The 24,275-nt window shown below is 69.2% G+C and carries 17 protein-coding genes; 6 read left to right on the top strand and 11 right to left on the bottom strand.

Features of this window, described 5'->3' with window-relative positions; genetic code table 11:
• Positions 1-6 precede the first annotated feature (6 nt).
• Together CDO52_RS02060 and CDO52_RS02055 are read left to right on the top strand one after the other, a co-directional pair.
• Positions 7-1,011, top strand: coding sequence for a ParA family protein (locus tag CDO52_RS02060; protein ID WP_026126149.1), 1,005 nt, complete (start codon positions 7-9; stop codon positions 1,009-1,011).
• 25 nt (positions 1,012-1,036) lie between these two features.
• Complete coding sequence (locus tag CDO52_RS02055; RefSeq protein ID WP_017620594.1) at positions 1,037-1,963, top strand: ParB/RepB/Spo0J family partition protein; 927 nt, start codon at positions 1,037-1,039, stop codon at positions 1,961-1,963.
• A 130-nt stretch (positions 1,964-2,093) separates the two neighbouring features.
• Here CDO52_RS02055 and trxA read toward each other — a convergent pair whose 3' ends face one another.
• The 8 genes from trxA to CDO52_RS02015 form a co-directional block, all read right to left on the bottom strand.
• A complete protein-coding gene (gene trxA / locus CDO52_RS02050) occupies positions 2,094-2,417 on the bottom strand; it encodes a thioredoxin (protein ID WP_017620593.1) in 324 nt (107 codons plus the stop codon).
• 101 nt (positions 2,418-2,518) lie between these two features.
• Positions 2,519-3,454 (bottom strand): thioredoxin-disulfide reductase, encoded by a 936-nt coding sequence (trxB, locus tag CDO52_RS02045; RefSeq protein ID WP_017620592.1) that lies wholly within the window; start codon positions 3,452-3,454, stop codon positions 2,519-2,521.
• 177 nt (positions 3,455-3,631) lie between these two features.
• The gene (locus CDO52_RS02040; RefSeq protein ID WP_152471807.1) at positions 3,632-4,510 is read right to left on the bottom strand and encodes an anti-sigma factor; all 879 of its coding nucleotides are present in this window, start codon (positions 4,508-4,510) and stop codon (positions 3,632-3,634) included.
• Entirely contained in the window at positions 4,507-5,127 is a 621-nt protein-coding gene (gene sigM / locus CDO52_RS02035) for an RNA polymerase sigma factor SigM (protein ID WP_017620590.1), read from the bottom strand. The genes CDO52_RS02040 and sigM overlap by 4 nt, the downstream gene beginning before the upstream one ends.
• Before the next feature lie 8 nt (positions 5,128-5,135).
• Positions 5,136-6,671, bottom strand: a complete 1,536-nt coding sequence (locus tag CDO52_RS02030) for a protein kinase family protein (protein ID WP_232524365.1) — start codon at positions 6,669-6,671, stop codon at positions 5,136-5,138.
• A gap of 270 nt (positions 6,672-6,941) precedes the next feature.
• Positions 6,942-8,789, bottom strand: a complete 1,848-nt coding sequence (gene murJ, locus CDO52_RS02025) for a murein biosynthesis integral membrane protein MurJ (protein WP_051060874.1) — start codon at positions 8,787-8,789, stop codon at positions 6,942-6,944.
• 77 nt (positions 8,790-8,866) lie between these two features.
• Positions 8,867-10,552, bottom strand: coding sequence for a murein biosynthesis integral membrane protein MurJ (gene murJ / locus CDO52_RS02020; protein WP_017620586.1), 1,686 nt, complete (start codon positions 10,550-10,552; stop codon positions 8,867-8,869).
• Between the two features lie 122 nt (positions 10,553-10,674).
• Complete coding sequence (locus CDO52_RS02015; protein WP_017620585.1) at positions 10,675-13,116, bottom strand: DUF6049 family protein; 2,442 nt, start codon at positions 13,114-13,116, stop codon at positions 10,675-10,677.
• 255 nt (positions 13,117-13,371) lie between these two features.
• On the opposite strand from CDO52_RS02015, the gene CDO52_RS02010 reads away from it, so the two are divergent.
• Positions 13,372-14,892, top strand: coding sequence for a CCA tRNA nucleotidyltransferase (locus CDO52_RS02010; RefSeq protein ID WP_017620584.1), 1,521 nt, complete (start codon positions 13,372-13,374; stop codon positions 14,890-14,892).
• Between the two features lie 277 nt (positions 14,893-15,169).
• Positions 15,170-15,934 (top strand): MerR family transcriptional regulator, encoded by a 765-nt coding sequence (locus CDO52_RS02005; RefSeq protein WP_017620583.1) that lies wholly within the window; start codon positions 15,170-15,172, stop codon positions 15,932-15,934.
• A 199-nt stretch (positions 15,935-16,133) separates the two neighbouring features.
• Here the strand turns inward: CDO52_RS02005 and CDO52_RS02000 are convergent, their stop codons facing one another.
• The 3 genes from CDO52_RS02000 to CDO52_RS01990 form a co-directional block, all read right to left on the bottom strand.
• Positions 16,134-17,429 carry an MFS transporter gene (locus CDO52_RS02000; protein ID WP_017620582.1) on the bottom strand — a complete coding sequence of 432 codons (1,296 nt, stop codon included), beginning with the start codon at positions 17,427-17,429 and terminating at the stop codon, positions 16,134-16,136.
• 217 nt (positions 17,430-17,646) lie between these two features.
• Positions 17,647-18,726, bottom strand: coding sequence for an inositol-3-phosphate synthase (locus CDO52_RS01995; protein WP_017620581.1), 1,080 nt, complete (start codon positions 18,724-18,726; stop codon positions 17,647-17,649).
• Between the two features lie 149 nt (positions 18,727-18,875).
• On the bottom strand, positions 18,876-19,622 hold the full coding sequence (locus CDO52_RS01990; RefSeq protein ID WP_033301451.1) for a PadR family transcriptional regulator: 747 nt from the start codon (positions 19,620-19,622) through the stop codon (positions 18,876-18,878).
• A 586-nt stretch (positions 19,623-20,208) separates the two neighbouring features.
• Between CDO52_RS01990 and CDO52_RS01985 the strand changes: the two genes are divergently transcribed.
• Positions 20,209-22,545 (top strand): transglycosylase domain-containing protein, encoded by a 2,337-nt coding sequence (locus tag CDO52_RS01985; RefSeq protein WP_232524364.1) that lies wholly within the window; start codon positions 20,209-20,211, stop codon positions 22,543-22,545.
• 63 nt (positions 22,546-22,608) lie between these two features.
• Positions 22,609-23,454, top strand: a complete 846-nt coding sequence (locus tag CDO52_RS01980; RefSeq protein ID WP_017620579.1) for a MerR family DNA-binding transcriptional regulator — start codon at positions 22,609-22,611, stop codon at positions 23,452-23,454.
• The last annotated feature ends 821 nt before the right edge of the window (positions 23,455-24,275 follow it).

The raw sequence follows: 24,275 nt of genomic DNA, 5'->3' as shown, positions 1-24,275 counted from the left end.
TCATTCGTGCCCCACAACCAGTCCGACGGCCCCCATGTTTCACGTGAAACACCGCAGTGGGCTGACCATCAATCCGTGACCGTGGATGTTTCACGTGAAACCGAGGTGGACTTCATGGCGCCTCAGGTGCCCGTTGAGGTGGAATTCGATACGCCGATAGCGCGCGCGGCGCGCGTCGCGATGTCGGTGCGCGGGCACGGCGACGACGGGTGGCCCCGCCCCGAGCGGTGCCGCGTCATGAGCGTGGCCAACCAGAAGGGTGGCGTCGGGAAGACGACGACGACCGTCAACATCGCCGCCTCGCTGGCGATGCACGGGAATCGCGTTCTCGTTGTCGACCTTGACCCGCAGGGGAACGCGTCCACCGCCCTGGGGATGGAGAGAGGCGCGGAAGACCGCTCCATCTACCACTGCCTGGTGGAGGACGAGGAGATGCGCAACCTCGCCCGCCCGGTTCCCAACATCGACAACCTCTGGTGTGTGCCGGCCACGATCGATCTCGCCGGGGCGGAGATCGAGCTGGTGTCCCTGGTGGCCCGAGAGTCCCGGCTGAAGCGCGCGTTCGCCGCCTACGACACCGGCGAGCTCGACTACATCCTCATCGACTGCCCGCCGTCGCTCGGCCTGCTCACCGTCAACGCGATGGTGGCCTGCGACGAGGTGATGATCCCGATCCAGTGCGAGTACTACGCGCTCGAAGGGCTCGGCCAGCTGCTGCGCAACGTGGAACTGGTGAAGTCCCACCTCAACCCGGGGCTGGACATCTCCACGTTCGTGCTCACGATGTACGACGGACGGACCCGCCTTGCGTCACAGGTTGCGGATGAAGTGCGCGGCCACTTCGGAGATCTGGTACTCAAGACGTTGGTGCCCCGGAGCGTCCGGGTCTCGGAAGCGCCGAGCTACGGCCAGTCCGTGATGACCTACGACCCGGGCTCCACCGGCGCGGTGGCCTACATGGAGGCGGCCAAGGAGATCGCCTACCAGGCGAGGGCAAGCGCCGGAAACTGACCATGGGACGTGAAGGGAGACGTCGGTGAGCCAGCAGCGGCGCGGTCTGGGTAAGGGGCTGGGTGCCCTGATCCCACAGGGGCCCGCAGTTTCCACCCCCAGCCCCAATGGTGAGGGGCCCGAGCGATCCCCGGAACTGGTCGGCGGGACGTACCTGGTGGAGATCGACGTCGCGTCGATCCGGCCGAATCCGCGCCAGCCCCGGCAGCACTTCGATGAGGAGGCCCTGGAGGAGCTGCGGGCGTCCATCGCCGAGGTCGGCCTGCTGCAGCCCGTGGTCGTGCGCAAGCTGGGCGCCGGCTACGAGCTCATCATGGGCGAGCGGCGCTGGCGGGCCAGCAAGGAGGCCGGGCTCAACCGGATCCCCGCCATCGTGCGTGAGACCGGCGACGACGACCTGCTGCGCGACGCGCTGCTGGAGAACCTCCACCGCCAGCAGCTGAACCCGCTGGAGGAGGCCGCGGCCTACCAGCAGCTCCTCGACGACTTCGGCGCCACCCACGACGAACTCGCCAAGCGCATCGGCCGGTCCCGCCCGCACATCACCAACACGCTGCGCCTGCTCAACCTGTCCCCCTCGGTCCAGCGCCGCGTGGCCGCGGGTGTGCTCAGCGCCGGGCACGCGCGGGCGCTGCTCTCGGTGGAGGAGTCGCAGACGCAGGACCGGCTGGCCCGACGGATCGTCGAGGAGGGGCTGTCGGTCCGCGCGCTGGAAGAGCTCATCACCCTGGGCGAGACGGATGACGAGCCGCAGACCCGGAAGCGGTCCACCGCCAGCAAGGAGCCGCAGCCGGAGATGGAGGAGTGGTCGCGCCGCCTGTCCGACGCCTTCGACACCCGGGTGAAGGTCAACATGGGCCGCAACAAGGGAAAGATCGTCGTGGAGTTCGCGACGATGGAGGACCTGGAGCGCATCATCGGCGCCATGGCGCCGGAGGCGAGGGAGGACTAAGTCGGCATCTCGCCAGATCACTAAGTCGACATAAGTCTCCCCAACGTCCCGGAGACGACAACGGCCCCCGAGGAATCGGGGGCCGTTTCACGTGAAACATCGGGGCGGCGGGCGCCCAGGGGCGGTGGAGTTACATGAACTCCTGCAGGTCCTCGACCAGCTTGCGCTTCGGCTTGGCGCCCATGATCTGCTTGACGACCTCGCCGCCCTGGAAGACGTTCATGGTCGGGATGCGCATGATGCCGTAGTCGCGCGCCACGTTCGGGTTCTGGTCGACGTTGAGCTTGACGATGGTGACCTTGTCGCCGTGCTCGTCCGCGATCTCCTGCAGGATCGGGGTGATCTGCTTGCACGGCGCGCACCACTCGGCCCAGAAGTCGACGAGGACCGGCTTGTCGCTCTTCAGCACGTCGGCTTCGAAGCTGGCGTCGGTGACCTCTTTGAGCTCGGCCACGGTGGAATCTCCTCAACAGCTCGGAATCAGGTACGGGGAAGTCGTCGATGTGTCGTGGTCGCGAGCCGGCGAACTCGTAGGCTCGCCCGTCCGCTCGCGCGTCAGTTGCCGAGCTCGGCCAGGTAGCGCTCAGCGTCCAGCGACGCGGCACACCCGGTGCCGGCGGCGGTGACGGCCTGGCGGTAGGTGTGGTCCACGACGTCGCCCGCGGCGAACACGCCGGGGATCTTGGTCTTGGTGGTGGGCGCCTCGACCTGGAGGTAGCCCTCGGAGTCGAGGTCGAGCTGGCCCTTGAACAGCTCCACCCGCGGGTCGTGGCCGATGGCGATGAACAGGCCGGTGACGTCGAGCGTGCTCTCCTCACCGGTCTGGGTGTCGCTCAGCCGGACGCCGGTCGCCTTGCCGCCCTCGCCGAGGACCTCGGTGACCTGGCTGTTCCAGATGAACCGGATCTTGTCGTTGTTGAACGCGCGCTCCTGCATGATCTTGCTGGCGCGCAGCTCGTCGCGACGGTGGATGACGGTGACCGAGCGGGCGAAGCGGGTGAGGAACGTGGCCTCCTCCATGGCGGTGTCGCCGCCGCCGACCACCGCGATGTCCTGGTCGCGGAAGAAGAAGCCGTCGCAGGTGGCGCACCAGGAGACACCGCGGCCGGAGTACTCCTCCTCGCCGGGGACACCGAGCTTCCGGTAGCCGGAGCCGGTGGCCACGATCACGGTGTGCGCGTAGTAGACGTCCTCGCCCACCTTGACGACCTTCGGCGTGGCCTCAAGGTCGACCTCGGTGACGTCGTCGGTGACCAGTTCGGCGCCGAAGCGCTCCGCCTGCTTGCGGAAGTTGTCCATCATGTCGGGCCCCATGATCCCGTCGGGGAACCCGGGGTAGTTCTCGACATCGGTGGTGTTCATCAGGGCGCCGCCGGCGGTGATGGCGCCCTCGAAGACGAGGGGTCGCAGTTCGGCTCGGGCCGCGTAGACGGCCGCGGTGTATCCCGCCGGACCTGATCCGATGATGATTACGTTACGGACGTCGCTCACGCTCGTGGGCCCTTCGGTGTCGGCTCGGTGTCGGGGAAGTCGTTCACTACCAACAGATGGTAGGTGCGGCCAATTCCCATCGGTGGCAATGGGCACTGTGAGCTGTACCTTTGCCGACTTCTCGACGTGCCGACGTCCGTTTGTCGACAAGCCGACACAACCTCGGGCGGCGCGTGCTCAGCGCTCCGTCACGCTGGTCTCGGCCAGGGAGTCCCCGCTCGCCGACGACGTCGCGCAGTCGGACGGAACCACCACGACGTCGTAGGTGTCGGTGTCCGAACCGTCCGGATGGGCGTCGAAGTACATCACCCAGACGTCGACGGGCGATCCGTCACCGCCGTCCGGCCGGAAGGTGGCGACGTCGACCATGGCCAGGCCCTCCTGGCCTCTGCTGAGCTTCTGGAGGCACGTGGAGGCGTCGGTGGACTCCAGGGGTGGCGGTGCAGATTCCGGGGCGTCTGAGAGGCTCTCAGCGCCGTGCTGTGCGGTGAGGACGTGCTCGGCCTGTGTGGCGAGGTCCGACGCCGTGTACTCGGTGCCGCTCTCCACGAGCTGGTAGCGGTAGGGCAGCGCCGCCTCGGGCCGGCTCTCGTCGCTCTTTCCGTCGCTCTGGGCTTCGGGCGCGCCCTCGAAGGCGTGATTCGCCTGGTCGGGTGTCATCATCCCGCGGACGACAGCGGCGCCTCCGCCGATCACGAAGACCGCGGCGGCGGCACCGGCCAGGTAGGGCAGCCAGCGTGCCGGGCCGGACCTGCGGCGCAGGGGCACGACGTTCGCGGCGGCGGGCCGCGGCTCGGGGCACGGCGTCTCGGCACCGTTCTCCCGGCGTTCCTCGACCTCGGCGCGCAGCGCAGCGTCGAGGCGCGCGGCCGTCTCCTCTGGGAGAGGCGGTGCCGGCACCTCCGCCAGGATCTGCGGCACGTCGGCGAGCGCGCTCAGCTGCTCGGCGCAGCGCGGGCAGGCCGCGACGTGGTCCCGGACGGCGCGCTCCTCATCGTCGTCGAGGAGTCCTTCCGCCGATAAGGCTAGGGTCTCCGCGTCCACATGAGACGTCACGATCTCCGGTCACCTCCTCTCGGAGATGTGACGTCTTGGGAAGCCTGAGGGTTCCTCAGATGCGTGAGATATGGCAGAAGTCGCGCTCTTCCCCGCGCGCACCGGCTCTTCACCGTGCCCGCGGCCACCTCCAGAATGTCGGCGGCCTCGTCGACGCGGTAGCCGAGCATGTCGACCAGGACCAGGGCGAGCCGCTGCTCGGCGGGCAGCCGGTCCAGCGCCGAGTGGACGTCCATGGCGGAGTCGCTGCGGCCCGTGGGGTCGGGGGCGGTGGACCTGGTGCGCTCATTGGAGAGTGCGTCCAGGGTGATGTCGTCGGTGGGGACGGCGGGGCGCACCATCTTGCGCCGCATGCGGTCGTGGCAGGCGTTGATGACGATGCGGTGCAGCCAGGTGCTCACCCGGGCCTCGCCGCGGAAGCGGTGGGCGCCGCGGAACGCGGAGAGGAAGGCGTCCTGGAGTGCGTCCGAGGCCTCCTCGGGGTCGCCGAGAACACGGATGGCGACCGCCCACATGCGTTCCCGATGCCGCCGGACGAGTTCGTCGAAGGCCCGGTCGTCCCCTTGGGCGTGCCTGGACAACAACTCCTTGTCCGGGAGCTCCTGGACCGCGTTCATCACCGTTGTCACGTATTCCCGAGCAGCTTGACCTCGTTGATTGTCCCCCGGTATTTGCCGTCTTGGGGAAGTTCAGTGAACCATACGACCACGTAGCGCCCCTTGGCCGGCTCGGCAAGCTTAACGGTTTCCTCGCCGCTGACTCCATCCGCGCTGGCGGCGGATTCGAGTGCGGACAGGTCGGTGTCGTCGCCGACCCGGATCTCCAGGTTGGCGGGGCCCGCCGTGCCCAGGACGAGCTCGACCTCGTGCAGCTCCACGGGGTCGCCCATGTCGAGCAGGAGACCGACACCGGGCTTGAGCTTGCCGAAGTCGGCGCTGGTGTAGCCCTCGGTCTTCCACTCGGTGGAGGGGTCGCCGTCGATGGCGTTCTTCGCGTTGCCGTCGTGCTCGCCGCCGTCGCCGGGCGGCGGGTCGAAGCCCTTGGCGCTCTCCGGTTCCAGCTCGGCCAGCTGAACCTCGTCCTTCTTCGTGCCGTCCTCGCCATCCGACGAGGTGCCGTCGGCCGAGGGATCGCCGGAGCCGCCGAAGCTGCTGCCGATGGTCCACGCGCCCGCGACCACGGCAACGAACACCAGCAGGGCGACGACGCCCAGCGCGACCTTGGTGACCGAGGACGTGCCGGAGGGGCCGCCGGGGTCCGGCTGCGCGGCGGCGGGCCGCCGCCGACTCGGCGGCGGAGGCGGCGGGGACGCCGTTGCCGACACAGTCTCGAACTCGCCGCTGTGCCGGGACGTGCCCCGCTCGGTGGGCGGCGCGGCCGGACCGCCGGTCATCGTGGCGGGCAGCGGCACCATGCGCGGCACGTCGGCCAGGGCGTCGGCGACCTCGCGCGGGGTCGTCAGCGGACCGCCGCGCATCGGGGCCTGGAACGCCGCCCGGCACACGATCTCGTTCAGGCGCTCGGGGATCTGGGGCCGGACCTGGGACGGCGGGCAGGGGGCGCCGTTCATCACGGGCGCTGGACGCAGCCCGGGCTGCGACGACGCGTCGGGCCAGTGCGCGGTGAGCGCGGCGTACAGGAGCCGCCCCAGGCCCTGGGCGTCGAGGGGGCCGGGGTTATCGGGGGCGAGGCCGCGCAGCGCGGCGTCCACACCGATGCCGGTGACCTTGACGGCGCCGCCGACGCTCCACATGAGCTTGCCGGGGGTCAGGTTGAGGTGGTACAGCCCGGTGGCGTGGGCCGTCGCCAGGGTCTCGGCGGCCTCGGCGACCAGGCCGGCGGCGCGGTCGGGCGCCATGGGCCCCTGCGCCAGCAGGTCGCCCAGGGACTGGCCGACCACCCACTCCTCGACCACGTAGGGGAGGGCGGCGGTGTCGTCGGCGTCGAACACCTGGGTGACACGGGAGTCGGCGATGCGGCTGGTGGCGCGGGCCGCGCGGACCACGTCGCCGGTACGGGGGAAGCCTTCGGCGAACGTCCAGACCGCGACCGGTCGGGCGAGCGTCTCGTCGGTGGCCTTCCAGAATGAGGCGCCGCTGGTCTCACTGACCAGTTCGTCGAGTCGGTAGCGGCCTGCGAGCCACGCGCCTGGCTCAATCATGAAAGTGCTCATGCCGGGAGTGACGGACACGATGGCTGGACGGTCCGGCGGACGAGGGGGACCCCGTGCCCGGGTTCTCGCGGAGGCATCCGGCCATGTCGGCTGTCCCAGGCCTCCCTTCGGGCAGCTCGGAGAAAGACGGGTGTGGCGGCAGAGAACCGCTGCTCCATGCTAGGACGCGCGAATGGCGTTCCCGGAGGACAAGTACACCGGACGTGAGACGCATAAAGGCCCTTCAGGTTATTACGCATCGTTATCGATTGCGGGTGATCAGCGACGCAGTAGGCGGCTCCGCACCATGTCCAAGAATGTGGTGACTTCCGTCACCCCAAGCCGACGGGCCACCAGGACGTAGACAACCCCTCCGACCAGCCCTCCCGTGGCCACGGCCGTGATCGCCGGGAGCGCGGTCCCCGGCAGCCCGCCGGTGAGGACGACCAGCACCACCCCGATGACCGCGCTGGGGATGGCGGCCACATGTAGCAGTACCAGGGTGCGCAGGGTCCGTCGACCGTCGAGCCCGTTCATCCGCTCGCGCAGCCGCCACCACGCCAGCGCCGAGCCCACGATGTAGTAGAGCCCGTACGCCACCGGCAGCAGCACCACGATGGTGCGCGGCGGCGCCAGGACGAGCAGCGCGATCGCGACCGCGGCGTGCACGATCTCGGCGGGGATCGCGATGAGGGAGGGCGTGCGGGTGTCGCCCAGCGCGTAGAACACCCGCTGCAGCAGCTGGAACAGCGTGAACGGGATGAGCATCGCGGAGAACACCATCAGGATCACGCCGATGCTCTGCGCGTCGGCCACCGATGTGCTGCCGCGCGCGTAGATGAGCACGCAGAAGGGGATGGCGAACACGATCATGGCCACCGAGATCGGCACGATCAGCACCGAGGAGAGCCGGAAGCCCCGGGAGAAGTCCGCGCGCACCCGGTCCTTGCGGCCCTCGGCGACGTGTTCGCTCATCCGCGGCAGCAGCGCCGTGATCACCGAGACCGCGATGACCGCGTAGGGCATCTGGAAGAGCATGAACGCGAACTTGTAGGCGGTGATGCCGGCACCGGCCGCCGACCCGCCGACCTCCGCCGCCCGCACCCCGGCGCGGGTGGCGACGTTGGTCGTCACCAGCAACCCGAACTGCGCGACGGCGATGTAGAGCATCATCCACGAGGCCGTGCGTACGGCCTCGCCCAGTCCGGAGCCGCGCAGGTCGAGACGGGGACGCCAGCGGAAGCCCGCGCGCCACAGCGCCGCCACCAGGACGAGGCCCTGCAGCACCTGGCCGCCCGTGGTGCCCAGGCCCAGCAGGGCCAGCTGGCCCGAGGTGATGGTCTCCGGTGTGCTGCCCGGCCCGGCGATCGCCAGGAAAAGCACCCCGACGGCGATGATCACCAGGTTGTTCAGCACCGGCGCCCACATCGGCGCCCCGAAGTGGTTGCGGCTGTTGAGCATGGCGCTGACGATCCCGCTCGCGCCGATGAAGAAGATCTGGGCGAGCAGGAAGCGCGCGAGCTGGACGGCGACCTCGTGCTGCGCGGTGGTGAACTCTCCGGCGTACAGCCGGATGAGCCACTCCGCGGCGATGAGCGCCACCACCGTGAGCACGGCCAGCACCGCGAGCACCACGGTCAGCAGCCGCTGCTCGGTCGCCTGCCCGCCGTCGGAGTCCAGCTTCTTATGTTTCACGAGAAACGGGACGAAGACGCTGGCCAGCAGGCCGCCGATGAGGAGGTCGTAGACGGCGAACGGCACCATGTTCGCGGTCTGGTAGGCGTCGCCGAGCAGCTGGGTGCCCAACGCCGCCGCGAGCACGATCGTCCGGATGAAGCCGGTGGCCCGGGAGACCACGGTGCCCAGCGCCATGATGGCGCTGGACCGCATCAGGTTCGGCGGCGCGGCGTGCGCGGCACCGCCGATCTCGTCGCCGTCCTCACCCGGGCGGTCGGCGGTGCCCGCGTCGCCGAAGTCGCGGGGGTCGTGGCTGGTGGCCAGGCCGGTCTCCGGACCGGTGTCCGGTTCGGCCCGCTCGACCTCCTCGAGAACCTCCTCCGGCGTCAGGAGACGGCCGTACGGGCGTTCCGGCGGCTGGTGGTGAGGGTTCGACACCGTTCTCGACATTCTGGTTCGGGGGGTGAGGGGCGGGTGCCGGGTCCCCAGGGGTCAGGGGGAGATGGCGGCGAATCGAGGCGTGGGCGTCAGCGGCCCAGGCGTGCGCGGACCAGGTCCGTGGCCGCCTTCAGCTCCTGGATCCGCAGCAGCCGGGCGCAGAGCGCGAACAGCACGACGCCCACCGCGCATCCGGCGACGGGAGCACCGAGGTTGGTGGCCAGGCTCAGGCCGAACCGCTCGGTGAAGAACCAGAGGATGCCCAGACCGGCGGCGACGCTCGGCACCGCTGCCAGGTGCAGCCGCAACAATGTGCCAAAGATGCGCCGCCCGTCAAGCCCGCCCAGCCGGCGGCTGAGGATCGTACCCGCGATGAGCAGGCCGGATACGAACGACAGCATGAACCCGGCGGCGACGCCCATGATGACCTGGTGCGGCGGCAGCAGGAAGTAGGAGGTCCAGCCCACTGCGGCGTGCACGGAGACGTTGGCGATGCTGATCAGGGCGGGGGTGCGGGTGTCGCCCATGGCGTAGAAGACCCGCAGCATCAGCTGGAAGATGGTGAACGGCACCAGGCCGAGCGACATCACCGCGAGCACCAGACCGATGTTCTGCGCGTCGGCCACCGACGTGCTGCCGCGCGAGAACACGAGCACCGACAGCTGCACCGCGTACAGGGCCATCGCGAGCGCGAGCGGGACCAGGACCATCGCCGAGACGCGCAGCGTGCGGGAGAAGCCGGCGCGCACCTCGTCCCAGCGCTCGTCGTCGGCGTGCGCGCTCATCTTCGGCAGCAGCACGGTGATGAGGGAGACCGCGATGATCGCGTAGGGCAGCTGGAACAGCTGGTAGGCGTAGTTGTAGGCGGTGAGCCCGGCACCCGCGGCGTGCCCCGCCGCCTGGTTGGCGACGTTCGCGGCGTTGGCGATGTTGGCGGTGATGACGAAGCCCATCTGCAACATGAAGGTGTAGATGAGCATCCACCCCGCGGTACCCAGCGCCTCGCCCAGGCCGGAGCCGCGCAGGTCGAGGCGGGGGCGCCAGCGGAAGCCCGCGCGCCACACGGACAGCATCAGCACGACGGCCTGCAGCGTCATGCCCATGGCGGTGCCCGCGCCGAGGAGCGTGAGCTGCCCCTCGGTGACGGTTTCGGGCGTGCGGCCCGGACCGGCGACGACGAGGAAGGTGGCGCCGACCGTGATGATGACCAGGTTGTTCAGGACCGGGGCCCACACCGGCGCGCCGAACTTGTCGCGGGTGTTGAGCATGGCGCTGATCAGGCCGCTGAGGCCGACGAAGAAGATCTGGGCGAGCAGGAAGCGCGCCAGGTAGACCGAGACCTCGGTCTGGTCCGGGGTGAACTTGCTCGCGTAGAGGCGGATCAGCAGCTCGGCGGCGATGATCGCGATGGCGGTGATGACCAGCAGCACCAGCACCGTGGCGGTGAACAGCCGGTTCTCGGTCTTCGCCCCGCCGTCGTCGTCGCGCTTGCGCCGCTTGACCAGGAACGGGATGATCACGCTCGCCATCAGACCGCCGATGAGCAGGTCGTTGATGATGAACGGGATGGTGTTGGCGGTGTTGTAGGCGTCCGCCAGGAGCTTGGTGCCGAGGGCGGCGGCGAGCACGATCGTGCGCAGGAATCCCGTCACCCGCGACACCATCGTGCCGATGGCCATGACCATGCTGGAACGCATTGCGCCTCCGGATGACCCGGACCCTCCGCTGGTGGCGGAGGAGGTCTCGTCACTGCCGTTCGCGGTGTCGGTTGCCACCGGCCTCGGCTCCTTTCGCGAGGTGGACTGCCGCGCGCGGCGTGTCCGGTTCGGGTGGTGGGGGATGGTTGCGGGGCGCGGGCGCGATCGTCGTTCGGGGAAGAGCCGGCGGTGCCCGCGCGTCAGGACGTGTCGCTCGCCGGGTCACCGGTCGTCGCGGTGCCGGATCCCGCGCTCCCGTCGGGGCGCTCGCCCTCCGTGGACGAGCCCCTGCCATTGTGCTGCATGGCGCCCGGTGCGTTGTCACCGTCACCCCCGGGCCCGCCGCCGGTTCCGTCACCAGCGGCGCCCGCGCTCTCGGCGCTCTCAGAACCGCCGACACGCTCCGCGCGCTTGCGCGCCCACTTGCGCAGCGCCCGCGGAGCGAGCGCGATCACCAGGATGAGCGCGCCGATCGCGCTGATGAGGAGCGCCTGGGTGCCCAGACCCGTGGCGTTGACCGGCAGCGGCACCTCCTCGGAGATCGGCTCGCCGTCGGCGTTCTGCAGGCTCAGATTGAGCACGGTGCGGCCGTTGATCCGGGCGGACAGCGGCACGTAGACCGTGGTCTTGCGGCCGGGGCGGAGCGTCATCTCCTTCTTGTACTTGCCGACGCTCAGCCGCTCGTTGTTCTCCGAGTAGATGGAGAGGTTGACGGTGACCGTCTCCTTCTCCAGGTCGTTGGCGACCAGGACCCCGATCTTGCCGGTCTTGCTGGCCAGGGTCACCGTCTCGCCGGGAATGATGTGCACGTCCTCCCGGCTGAGCGTGACCGCCCGCGCCACCAGCGCGCGGGCCTGGGCGGCCGTGGTCTTGTCGTCGCGCCAGGACGCGGACTCCAGGCGCAGGATCGCCGGGCGGAACGGATCCGTGTCGTCGGTCAGGATGGTGTTGAACAGCCGGATGTCCTTGCGGACCTCGTCGACCTCTTCGAGGTAGGTGCCGGTGAGCTCGGACTGGGCGCCCTTTTCGGGGTAGGTGAGCCGGCCGCGCTGCGCCTCGTCCTTGGCGTTGACCTCGATGTCGCCGAGCGCGACCGGGTCGAGCCACGGCAGCTTCTCGCTGGCCCGCAGCACGTTCGCGGCGAAGTCCGCTCCGGGGTTCCAGTCGCGCGGCGGGGCGGCCACGACCGTGCGGTCGTCCCCGCCTTCGGCGGCGATCATCGCGGTCTCGGCGGCGAACCGCTGCGACGCCAGAGCGGCGTCCCCGGCGCCGCGGCTGGGCTGGGCGAGGGCGTCGCGCAGCCCGCTGTCGACGACGAGGGCGGTGGCGTCGGCCCCGGAGTCCCCGGCCGCAAGCGTGGCCTGGGCGGGCGGGGTCCCGCCGTGGGAGGAGCGGGCGGGCAGGGCGGTGTCGCTCAGGAGGAAGGTCGTGGCGCCGCGCTCACTGAGGAAGTCGCGGGTCTCGGAGTTCATGAGCCCGCCGGCGGGCCACGCCACGGAGGTGTCGGCTTCGGTGCCGAGAACATTCTCGACGGTCTCCCCGCCGAGCGAGACCGCCGCCTCCGCGTCGGCGCGCAGGTCCTGGCGGAGGAGCGCGGCGATGTCGGCGTTGGCATAGGGAGTGGTGATGATGGGAGCGCCGTCGAGCCCCGTCCGCGCTTGGCGCAGCCACTGCTGGGCGGTGGGGCTGGGGTCCCGGGAGAGAGTGGTGGGGGCGGCGTCCCCCGTGGTGGCCGTCGGCTTCCCGGTCTGCTGCAACACCTGGTAGGTGCCGTTGCCCAGGCGCGCGATGTCGTCCAGCAGTGCGGGGTCGACGGACCAGGTGACCGGGACCCGGTCGGCGTCCTTGTCTCCCTGGTCGCCCTTCTCACCGCCGTCGCCGTCTTCGGCCTTCTCCTCGGTCGTGTCCGTGGCCGTTGCCTCGGCGTCCGGAGTCGCGCCGGGGGTGTCGGCCGGCGGGGCCGACGCGTCGGTCGTCGGCTCCAGGGTGATGTCGTCGTCCTGCGCCCCGGCGACCAGGAGCCGCCCGAGCCGCCCGTTGGGCCCCAGGCTCGTGGACAGGCCGTCGCTGAGGAAGGTGTCGTCGTCGGCGCGCTGCGGGTCGTCCATCAGCGGCCAGACCCAGGCGATGTCGACCGGGTCGGGCGAGGACTCGCCCTCGTAGGGGAGATAGGTGTAGCGGGTGTCCTCCGCGTGGCCGGACCCGTCCGTCATGTCGACGGCCAGGGGGTAGACGCCGAAGTCGCGCAGGCGCATGTCCTCGGCCTTGACCTTCAGCGAGTAGGTGGCGGACTCTCCGGGCTTCAGCGGCTTGTCGAGCTCGGTCTTGGGGCCACCGACCTGCGGCTGCGCACCGTCGCCGGAAGCGTAGGAGCTGAGTTGGGAGCGGTCGCTGAACGGGTAGCGGGAGTACCGGAGCCGGACCGTGACGTCGGCCAGTTCGTCGTCGGTGGTGTTGGTGACCCGGCCGGTGACCTTGACGGTGCTCTTCTTACCGACGGTCTGGGGGGAGATGCCCTCGACGGTGAGCGCTTGGCCGCCCTTGGCGGAGTCGTCCCGTGGGACGGTTGCTGGTGTGGCGGCGGCCGGTTGAGCAGGAGCGACCGCGGCCAGAGCCGGAACCAGAACGGCGGTCGTGGCCACGACCGCACCGAAATGAGCAAGTCGACGCACGCGAGAAGATTTCCGAGTCGGTTTGATGTTGGCCGCGGGAGATCGCTGACGCAGGTGCCACCGTGACCCCCTCAGCACGCGACGGCTCCGCGGGGGAACACTCCGAGCGCGGTGGATCAACGGGCACGGTGGATCAATCAGACGATACCTTCTCGTGCGGATACCACCGCAGCATTCACGCCGCCGATTCGCACGAGGGGAAAAGGGCGCCTACCCTCTGGTGGTGTGCCGAACACTGCGCTTCCAGGTGAAACCCCGCGTCCCGACCCCCTCGACGGGACGGCGTCCTCTTCGTCCCCGTCGACCGCTCCCGCGGAGCTGACGGACGCACAGAAGGCCGCGATCACCGGGCTGTTCGGCTCGATCGACACCATCGCCACGGAGCTCGGCGACCTCTTCGCCGCCGCCGGCCACGAACTGGCCCTGGTGGGCGGTCCGGTGCGCGACGCCCTGCTCGGGCGCGAGGTGCACGACCTGGACCTGACCACCGACGCGGTGCCGCAGACCATCCTCAAGCTGATCGACGGCTGGGCCGACGCGGTGTGGACGGTCGGGATCGACTTCGGCACGGTGGGGCTGCGCAAGGGCGGCTACCAGCTGGAGATCACCACCTACCGGAGCGAGTCCTACCAGCCCAAGTCCCGCAAGCCCGAGGTGGACTACGGGAGCTCGCTGTACGAGGACCTGGTGCGGCGGGACTTCACGGTCAACGCGATGGCGGTCCACCTGCCGGGGCGCGAGTTCATCGACCCGTTCGGCGGCCTCAGCGACCTCCGCGAGCGCCGCCTGCGCACGCCGGGCCGCCCGGAGGACTCCTTCAGCGACGACCCGCTGCGCATCATGCGCGCCATCCGGTTCGCCGCCCAGCTCGGCTTCACGCTCGCGCCGGAGGTCAAGGCCGCGGCCGCGGACATGGCCGACCGCCTGAGGATCGTCTCGGCGGAGCGCATCCGCGACGAGCTCACCAAGCTGATGGTGAGCCCCGACCCGCGTGTGGGCATCGAGCACATGGTGGACCTGGGGATCGCCTCCTGCGTGCTGCCCGAGATCCCCAAGCTGCGCCTGGAGATCGACGAGCACCACCGGCACAAGGACGTCTACGAGCACTCGCTGACCGTCCTGGACCAGGCGATCGACCTGGAGAAGCAGCGGGACATGAAACCCGACCTGGTGCTGCGCCTCGCCGCGCTGCTCCACGACGTGGGCAAGCCCAAGACCCGCGCCTTCGAGTCGGGCGGTCGCGTCACCTTCCACCACCACGAGGTGGTGGGCGCGTCCATGACCAAGAGCCGCCTGAGCGCGCTGCGCTTCTCCAAGGACGTCGTCGCCGACGTCAGCAGGCTGGTGGCCCTGCACCTGCGCTTCCACGGCTACGGCAAGGGTGAATGGACCGACTCGGCCGTCCGCCGCTACGCCCGCGACGCGGGGCACCTCCTGGAGCGCCTCCACGTCCTTACCCGCGCCGACTGCACGACCCGCAACCGCCGCAAGGCCGCGGCCCTCTCGCGCGCCTACGACGACATCGAGCACCGCATCGAGCGACTGGCGGAGGAAGAGGAACTCAACAAGATCCGCCCCGACCTCGACGGTAACGAGATCCAGGAGATCCTGGGCATCAAGCCGGGCCCGATGATCGGCAAGGCGTACCGCTACATGCTGGAACTGCGCCTGGAACACGGCCCCATGGACAAGGCGGACGCGATCGCCGAACTCCGCAAGTGGGCCGAGGAGCAGGGCGAGCTGTAGCGGATTGCCAGGAGTGCCGACCCTGTATGCGTCGGCACATCGCCACGTCAACAGGTCCGTTGATCGACGCATAGCTGTGCGGATTCGTCAACTCGTCGACTCCGTGCCACTCACGCGCCCACGTTCGTTCGGGCTGCACTTGTGACTCTCGAATGGCCTCGTCACCATGTCGACGTGTCGACGGGATGACGTGTCGACCGCTCTCCAACTCCCGAAAAGAGGTTTGACCCTCACGCTACGTGAGGCTCTAGCTTCGAAATCACAGGAGGGAGGAACCATGAGCTACCCGGTAGGCGAGGTCGCACGGATCGCGAAGGTGACCGTGCGGACCCTGCACCACTACGACGAGATCGGGCTGCTGTCGCCCGGCGAGCGTTCCGCCACGGGATACCGCCGCTACGACGACGCCGACCTCGACCGGCTGCACCGCATCCTCGGCTACCGGGAACTGGGGTTCCCCCTTGAGGACATCGCGGCCCTGCTCGACGAGCCCGGCACCGACACCTACGACCACCTGCGCCGTCAGCGGCGGCTGCTGGAGGACAGGGCGCAGCGGCTCAACGGGATGATCGCCGCGCTCGACAAGGAGATGGAGGCCTACGACATGGGGATCTCACTCACCCCGGAGGAACGACTGGAACTCTTCGGCGACTCCTTCGACACCGAGGGATACGCGGAGGAGGCCCGGAAACGGTGGGGCGACACCGATCAGTGGGCGGAGTCCCAGCGGCGCACCGCCGACTACACCAAGGACGACTGGATCCGCATCAAGGGGGAGGGCGCGGAGGTGGAGCAGCGCCTGGTCGACGCGTTCACCTCGGGTGCGACTCCCGACTCGGAGCAGGCCATGGACGCCGTCGAGGAGCACCGCAAGCAGGTCGAGCGGTGGTTCTACGAGTGTCCGCACGAGATGCACCTGAAGCTCACGGGCATCTACCCGGAGGACCCTCGCTTCTCCGCGTACTACGACGCCATGGCCGAGGGCCTTGCCGTCTACATCCGCGACGCGGCCGAGGCCAACGCCCGACGCCACAGCCACTGACGGACGTCGATCAGGCCCATCCGCATCACCGACCAGCCGCTAAGAGAAGCGCAGAGTCCCTGTACCCGTATGGGGGTGTGCGGTAGATTACTTTCTGTGGTGTTCCGGCCCCGTTTTGAACGGGGCCGGAACGGTTTGTCGATTTGTCGACATATCGACCCGCGGGGTCGGACAGGCCTTTGCCTGCCCAGGAGCGGATTCAGACATGGACCGCCGGTTCCCGGGGCGCCCGGGTTCGGGCGCGGACCGTCCATCCCGTGGCCATTGCCGCGAAGGCCAGCACCATCGCGAGTACGACCGCCCGACTGACCCCCGAGGGCGGAACCGTGAAGGCAGCGACGCCCGCCGCCACCGCGAACGTGGCGTTGAAGAGCATGTCGTAGACGGAGAAGACGCGCCCCCGGTAGGCGTCGTCGACATGTCGCTGCACCAATGTGTCGACAGAGACCTTTACCCCTTGGGACACCACGCCGAGGAAGAATCCGGCCGCCGGAAACAGGACGGCGGAGAAGGGGAGCGCGAAAAGCAGCAGCGCAGCGCAGGCGGAGGCGAGGAGGAGCGCGATCCAGGCGTCGATCGTCATACGCGCGGTGGCCCAGGGCGTGATGATCGCCCCGAGGAAGAAGCCGATACCCGACACTGCCAGGGCGACGGAGAATCCGGCGAGTCTGTCACCCCCGCCATCGGTGAAGGTGTTGTTGTACAGCAGCAGCGTCATGAGTGAGGCGATGCCGAACAGGAACCGGTGGCCCCCGATTGTCAGCAGGGCGTAGCGGGCGGGCTCGCGAACCCAGATGTGCCGTGCGCCGTCGGCCAGGCCGACGACCACGTTGCGCAGGGCATCGCGCACCTCCGGAGGCTCGGCGTTGAGATCGGGGCCGAGTTCCTGGCGTCCGAGGGCGAGGGACGTGAGTCCGGCCAGCGCGAACGCGATGCCCGCGCCGAGCAGGATGACCGCCGTGCCCGCCAGACCCTCGCCGCCGAGCAGCCGCAGCCCGGCTCCAGCGCCCGCTCCGACGAAGGCGGCGAACGTTCCGCAGGTCGGGGTTACGGCGTTGGCCATCATCAGCTGGTCGCGCGGGATGACGTAGGGCAGGCCCGCCGACAGGCCGGAGAGGAAGAACCGGTTGATGCTGAGCAGGACCAGCGCCGCCGCGAAGAACAGCGCGCCGTCCGACCCGATGCTCACGAGGAAGGCCGTGAGCGCGGCCAGCACCGCCTTGACCAGGGACGAGAGCAGCAGCACCTGTCGACGTGACCACCTGTCGATAAAGACACCCGCGAACGGTCCGACGATGGAGAAGGGGAGGAGCAGCACGGCGAATGCCACCGCTACTTCGCTGGCCGTTGTGTGCTGCTCGGGGTTGAAGAAGACGTACCCGGCCAGCCCGGCCTGGTAGACGCCGTCGGCGAACTGCGAGATCAGCCGAGTGGCGAAGAGCCTCCGAAAACGCGGCCCTCGGACCACGACGCGCAGATCACCGAAGAAGGACACCGATGAAGCCTACGGTGCGCATGATTCGGAGCTTGACGCGGCCGACGCGTGCGTTCGATCCGCCACGCGTGCTCCACCCGTGCACACAACGCAATGGGGCGGCCGAATGGCCGCCCCATACGTCGTCATGTCGATTCGGCGCTATGCCGCGACATCGTCATGGCGATGGATCGGCTTGCCGCCATGACGGCACATCGCCACTGGCGACGGATGCCGATCAGCGCTCAGCCTCGCCCGCGATGAACTTCTCGACGCGGTCGTGGGCCTCGCTGTCGCTGTACTGCTCCGGCGGGGACTTCATGAAGTAGGAGGACGCCGACAGGACCGGGCCGCCGATGCCGCGGTCCTTGGCGATCTTGGCGGCTCGCACGGCGTCGATGATCACGCCCGCGGAGTTCGGGGAGTCCCACACCTCCAGCTTGTACTCCAGGTTCAGCGGCACGTCGCCGAACGCCCGGCCCTCCAGGCGCACGTAGGCCATCTTGCGGTCGTCCAGCCACGGCACGTGGTCCGACGGGCCGATGTGCACCGCGCCCGCGTTGAGCTCGTGCGGGATCTGCGAGGTCACCGACTGCGTCTTGGAGATCTTCTTCGAGGTGAGCCGCTTGCGCTCCAGCATGTTCAGGAAGTCCATGTTCCCGCCGAAGTTCAGCTGGTACGTGCGGTCCACGATCACGCCGCGGTCCTCGAACAGCTTGGACATCACCCGGTGGGTGATGGTGGCGCCCACCTGGGACTTGATGTCGTCCCCGACGATCGGGACCCCCGCCTTGCTGAACTTCTCGGCCCACTCCGGGTCGGAGGCGACGAAGACCGGCAGGGCGTTGACGAAGGCCACGCCCGCGTCGATGGCGCACTGGGCATAGAACTTGTCGGCCTCCTCCGAGCCCACCGGCAGGTAGGACACCAGCACATCCGCCTTGGCGGCCTTGAGCGCCGCCACCACGTCGACCGCGTCCGCGCTGGACTCCTCGATGGTGTCCCGGTAGTACTCGCCGAGGCCGTCGTAGGTCGGGCCGCGCTGCACCATCACCCCGGTCGGCGGCACGTCGCAGATCTTGATGGTGTTGTTCTCGCTGGCGGTGATCGCGTCGGCCAGGTCGTGACCGACCTTCTTGGCGTCGACGTCGAACGCGGCCACGAACTCGATGTCGCGCACGTGGTAGTCGCCGAACTGGACGTGCATGAGGCCGGGGACCCGGGAGTCGGGGTCGGCGTCCTTGTAGTACTCGACACCCTGGACGAGCGACGCCGCACAGTTGCCGACGCCCACGATGGCTACACGTACCGAACCCATTGGTCCTAGCTCCTTCTAATCCGCTGAATGTGGACTGCACCGCCGGTGACTGGTCATCGCCGTGCGGATGGCTGTGGCGGTGGCGCCGACACCGGAGCGCGCCGTCGCGCGCTTCCGTGTCTCGTTCTGTGTCGAGCACCACCACCGGTTCACTGCTCGAGGTCGATGGGGGGTGTCGGGGGAGGAGGGGCGCCCGGGCGGGGCAGGACCGTTTCGCTGGTGCCCCGGGTGTCCTGGGTGCCGTGGCTGAGTCTCGCGCCCGTAGTGTCCGGAACCTCGCTGCGCTGGTCGGTGACGCTGACCTGCCCGGCCTGACCGGCTTCCCCGCTCTGCCCGTCGTGCCGGGATTCGAGGCGGTGCCGCTCCTGCCGGACGAGGTCGTCGAGCCAGCCGACCTCCCGCTCTAGGGCCTCGGCCCGGTACCGGTTCAGCTCGAAGACGTACGGGTCGGCGTCCCTGGCGGTCTGCTCCATCCGTTCCCGCAGGCAGTCCAACCGCTCCAGCAGTCGGTTCCGCCGCCCGGCGAGGATGCGCAGCCGCACTTCGGCCCGGGTTCGCGCGAACAGGGTGAAGTGCACACCGAAGCACTCGTCGTCGTCCGTCGCCGGTTGGCACTCGGAGAGGAGCTGGACCAGGTGGTCGCGTCCGCTCGGGGTCAGCCGGTAGACGATGCGCGACCGGCGGCCCCGGGCGGGCGCGGTGGCGTCTGTCGCGGACGTCACCAAGCCGGACCGTTGCATCTCCTTCAGGCAGGGGTAGAGGGACCCGTAGGAGAACGCGCGGAACGCCCCGAGCTCGCAGTTGAGCCGCTTGCGCAGCTCGTACCCGTGCATGGGGGCCTCAGCGAGGTGGCCGAGTACGGCGAGTTCGAGCACTCGTGCCCTACACGCGCTCACGGACTCACCCCTCTTCTCTCTCGCTTCGTCGACCGCTCCTATTGCCACAGCCGCCTGACCCCCGAATCTGTTCCCGGGGAGAGGTTCCTTGAGCAGAAGATGGCGATACAGCCGCTTTGTTCCCTTATGACTATATCGCTGCGATATATAGCATCAGGGTGTTACGTATCTAACACCTGGTCAACTACCCAAAAAGGTGGTTTGCCTGCAGTGACGCGCTCATCGCGGGTGCGTCGCGTCCACGATTCGAGAAACGAACCGCGTTCCGATGGCCGGACACGGGACAGAGGCCATACCCTGACTGCGACGCGAGCGATATTCGAACGTGATCGGTGAAGCGGTCCCACGGGCGATCCCCGGCCGCAGGGCGCGGTAGACGGCAGAGCGCCGCCGCCCCGGAGCCGCACGACGCGTGCTCCGGCCCGATGCCGGAGTGCCCGTCCCCATCCCATCCTCATATCCATCCCCCGCATCCCCCTGCCAAAGGGGGGACGCATGCCCGCGGGAGACCCACGCCCCCCTCTCCCGGTCCACCTGCACAACCTGCACAGGCCGACCGGCCCCAAACAGCCGCAAGCGAGGACGCGTGAGTACGGATAGACGACGGAATGCCAACGGGCGCCGCCCGGCGAGTCGGACCGGCAACGACGGCCGCAACCGCCGCGGCGGCTTCAAGCGTTTCCTGTCCAAGGCCTGGAAGTCGCTCCTGGTCGCCGGTGCCCTGTGCTTCGTGGCCGGGGTCGCCGCACTCGCGATCGCCTACACACTCACGCCGGACCTCGACGACCTCGACCCGCAGGGCGAAGCGGCGTTCTCCGCGACCAGCATCACCTACGCCGACGGGTCGGAAGCCGCCACGACCGGCAAGATCAACCGCATCAAGGTGAGCCGCGACAAGATCCCGGACACCGTGGTCAACGGCGTGCTCGGCGCCGAGCAGCGCGACTTCTACGAGCAGCCCGGCATCTCCATCAACGGCACCCTGCGCGCGGTCCTGTCGGGCGGCCAGGCGGGCGGCGGATCCGGCATCACCCAGCAGATGGCCCGCAACTACTACGACGGCCTCTCGCAGGAGCGCTCCTATATCCGCAAGGTCAAGGAGATCCTGATCTCGCTGAAGGTGAGTCGGCAGATGTCGCCCGACGACATCCTCACCCAGTACCTCAACACCATCTACTTCGGCCGCAACGCCTACGGCGTGCAGGCCGCCGCCCAGGCGTACTTCGGTAAGGACGTCGAAGACCTCGACGCCGCAGAAGGCGCGTTCATCGGCGCCCTCATCCAGCAGCCGGGCAACTTCTCCAACCCGCCCGCCGGGTCCAAGATGGAGAAGGTCCTCCAGAGCCGCTGGCAGTACGCCGTCAACGGCGAGGTCGACATGCACGACGACAACCCGTCGCGCGGCCTGTCGCAGTCCGAAGCCGACGCCCTGAAGTTCCCGAAGACCATCCCGTGGGACGAGGACGGGCAGGCCGCGACCGCCGACCCCACCCGGGGCTACATTCGCAGGGCGGTCGTCGACGAGCTGAAGGACCGCTACGGCCTGACCGACCAGCAGATCGCCACCAAGGGCTACAAGGTCACGACGTCGCTGGACAAGGACCTCATTGACGCCGCCGGCTCGGCGTTCAAGGAGACCCTGCCCAACATCCCCGACAGGACCAACCTGGGCCTGGCCGCCGTCGAGCCGAAGACCGGCGAGATCAAGGCTTTCCACGGCGGCGACGACCCGGTCAACGACCCCGACAACTCCCTCTACCAGCGCGCCCAGGCCGGCTCGGCGTTCAAGCCCTACGTCCTGGCCACCGCACTGGAGCAGGGGATCGGCCTGAAGAGCACGTTCGACGGCAACTCGCCGAAGGACTTCCCCGGCCTCTCCGCGCCCGTCCGCAACGACAGCAACCGCTCCTGGGGCACCGTCGACCTGGTCAAGGCCACGGCCAAGTCGGTCAACACCGCCTACGTGCAGCTCGCCATCGACACCACACCGCAGTCGGTGGTCGAGACCGCCAAGGCGGCCGGCATTGCCAAGGACCAGTTCGACACCGCCGAACTGGGCCCGAACATCGCTCTGGGCACCTACCAGGTGACGGCCCTGGACCAGGCCGCCGGGTACGCGACCTTCGCCAACGGCGGCGTGCACGTCCCGCAGCACATGGTCACCGAGGTGACCGACCCCGCATCGGGCGAGAAGCTCGAACCCAACGACCAGAGCGAGCTGGACAGCGGCAAGCGCGCCTTCTCCGCCGACGTCGCCGCGGACGCGACCTACGCGATGCGGCAGGTGGTGGAGAACGGCGGCGGCAGCAAGGCCGCGCTGCCCGACGGCCGCCCGGTGGCGGGCAAGACCGGTACCTCCAACGACGCGAAGTCGGCGTGGTTCGTCGGCTACACCCCGCAGCTGGCCGTCTCGGTCGGGCTGAGCCGCACCGACGGCCAGCAGCTGGTGATCCCCAGCGTCTCGGACGTCTACGGCGGTACGACGTCGGCCCGGATCTGGCGCGCGTTCATGGCGAAGGCGATGGAGGGCGAGCCGGTCAAGAACTTCCCGGCGCCCGCCTGGACCGGGACCACGCAGCACAACCAGCCCACGGCCACGCCTACGCCGGAGCCGAGTCCCACACCGAGCACCCGACCGGACCCGACCCCGACGCCGTCCACCGAGCCGGACCCCAGCCCGGACCCGTTGCCGAGTCCGGACCCGGACCAGGACTGCCCCCCGACGGACCCGCTCTGCTTTATCGGCGGTGGTTCGGGCGGCGGGGGCCACGACGGCCACGGCGGTCCGGGCAGACCCGGGGACGGCGACGGCGGCATCCCGGGCGGTGGAGACGGCAACGATGGCGACACCTCCGCTGGCGGCGGTGGAACCGGTGGCGGTGGCGGCATCCTCGACGGGCTGTCGCTACGCAAGGGGAACTAGGCCGCAGCCGTCCACACCGGCCGAATTGACTCTGTCCCAGGGGAAGAGCCCAGAGTCATCATCATGATGAACATCGGAGAGTTCGCTCGGCTGACCGGCCTCAGCGCCAAGGCACTGCGCCTGTACGACGAGCGAGGGCTGCTGTGCCCCGCGTCCGTCGACGCCTGCTCGGGATATCGCCGCTACGCGGCGGGCCAGTTGCCCACCGCCATGCGGCTGAGGGCGCTCCGCAACGCCGGGATACCGCTGGCCGAGGCGGGCCTCTTCCTCGCCGATGCCGATACGTCACGCGAGGCACTCGCCGCCCACCGCGCCGCGCTTGCCGCCGAGCGGGCACGCACGGACGCCGCTCTGGCCGCTCTGGAGGAGATCGCCGTCAATCCAGGCGGTCGTCCTTCGTGGCGCGTCGAGGAGCGGCGCGAACCGACGCAGCCGTGGGCCGGGATCGTGTTGGAGCTCCACGACGACGAGCGTGGCGGGGACCAGCAGTCCGAGGAAGACGACATCAAGCGGTACAACGAGGCGTTCGCCGCGCTAGGGGCGGCGCTGTCCGACGGAGGCATCGCGACCAGCGATCCCTTCTGGTCGTCGTTCCGCGAAATCGACGGGTCGGATCGGCTCGAACTGCTGTGCTGCTGGCCCCTGGCCGGTCCGCTCCCCGAAGGCTGGTCGATGCCGGGCTGGACCCTTGAGACGGGTGAGCTTCCGCCGCGGACGGAACTCGTCGTGCGCTGGCGGCACGACGATGCGGCTCCCGAGGTGGAGGGAGCCGCGCATCCGGCCGTGATTTCCCTGATCCTGGAAGCCGAGCGGCGTGGCGACGATCTTGACTTCTCTCGCCTGCGGCAGATTGGTCTGATGGAAGACGGCGAGGCGGTCGGCGTCGAGGTCGCGATCCCAACGCTGTGAGGCACGGCAGCCGTGCGGCATCTGTGACCGCTCCGGCGCGCATGCCACACCGCGATGTATAGGCGGGGTCGACAACATCAATGTTGTCGACCCCCGCCTTGTCGTCTCGAAGCAGAGATGCCACGGGAGTTCGGATCGGTTGCTGTCGACCGCACGTGGCGGGACCGGGTCACTGGCTGTTCAGCGTGAGCAATGACCGTGTGGCATGGGCAACATTCACGGATAATCTCGTCCTTGCTTCGCCATTACTTTCTATTTACCCGGTTAACCTGCGCAAACCCGTATTGGACGGAACTTCTGGTGAGTGCGCTCCCCGTCGCGGGGGAGGAAGCCGTACCCTGTCTGCCACGCGCTGGCCGTAGCGGAGGGCGACCGACGCCGTCGCACAGGCGTGTACGCTCACGCCGGGGTTGTGCTATATGGCGCCATCGCCTTAACGTGACGGGTGCTTTACGTGTGATCGTCCCCTGCGGCGGACCCACGACCGGGGTCGGACCCGGGGCGGCGTAAGGTGCCGGTCCGCCTGGTCTGCTCGGGCCGCCCCTCGGAAGCAGGAGCGGCTGAGCAAAGGGGACCCGACGGTCACCCCGTGCCCGGGGTGTCGGGCTCCGATTCACATCCCGACAGGTCATCGACAGGAGGAAAGCAGAGGACGACATCCGGAGTCCATGGGCGGAAAACCTCACACCCCCGTGAGGCGTCCAACGGGCGCAGCGGACGAATCTGAGCAGAACCCCTGAGCCCGCCCCATCGGGGCGGATCCGCACCCCTGAAGAAGGGGCAGCGGACACCTCATTCCTCTCATCTACCCCCGAGTCGAT

It is taken from the genome of Nocardiopsis gilva YIM 90087 (assembly GCF_002263495.1).
Classification (GTDB): domain Bacteria; phylum Actinomycetota; class Actinomycetes; order Streptosporangiales; family Streptosporangiaceae; genus Nocardiopsis_C; species Nocardiopsis_C gilva.
This window is presented reverse-complemented; position numbering and strand designations above follow the sequence as displayed.

Coding starts and splice junctions, on each gene's coding strand:
- sigM (WP_017620590.1), bottom strand. CDS start 5,127: ATGAACGCGGTCCAGGAGCTCCCGGACAAGGAGTTGTTGTCCAGGCAC.
- CDO52_RS02030 (WP_232524365.1), bottom strand. CDS start 6,671: ATGATTGAGCCAGGCGCGTGGCTCGCAGGCCGCTACCGACTCGACGAA.
- murJ (WP_051060874.1), bottom strand. CDS start 8,789: ATGTCGAGAACGGTGTCGAACCCTCACCACCAGCCGCCGGAACGCCCG.
- CDO52_RS02005 (WP_017620583.1), top strand. CDS start 15,170: ATGAGCTACCCGGTAGGCGAGGTCGCACGGATCGCGAAGGTGACCGTG.
- CDO52_RS01995 (WP_017620581.1), bottom strand. CDS start 18,726: ATGGGTTCGGTACGTGTAGCCATCGTGGGCGTCGGCAACTGTGCGGCG.
- CDO52_RS01980 (WP_017620579.1), top strand. CDS start 22,609: ATGATGAACATCGGAGAGTTCGCTCGGCTGACCGGCCTCAGCGCCAAG.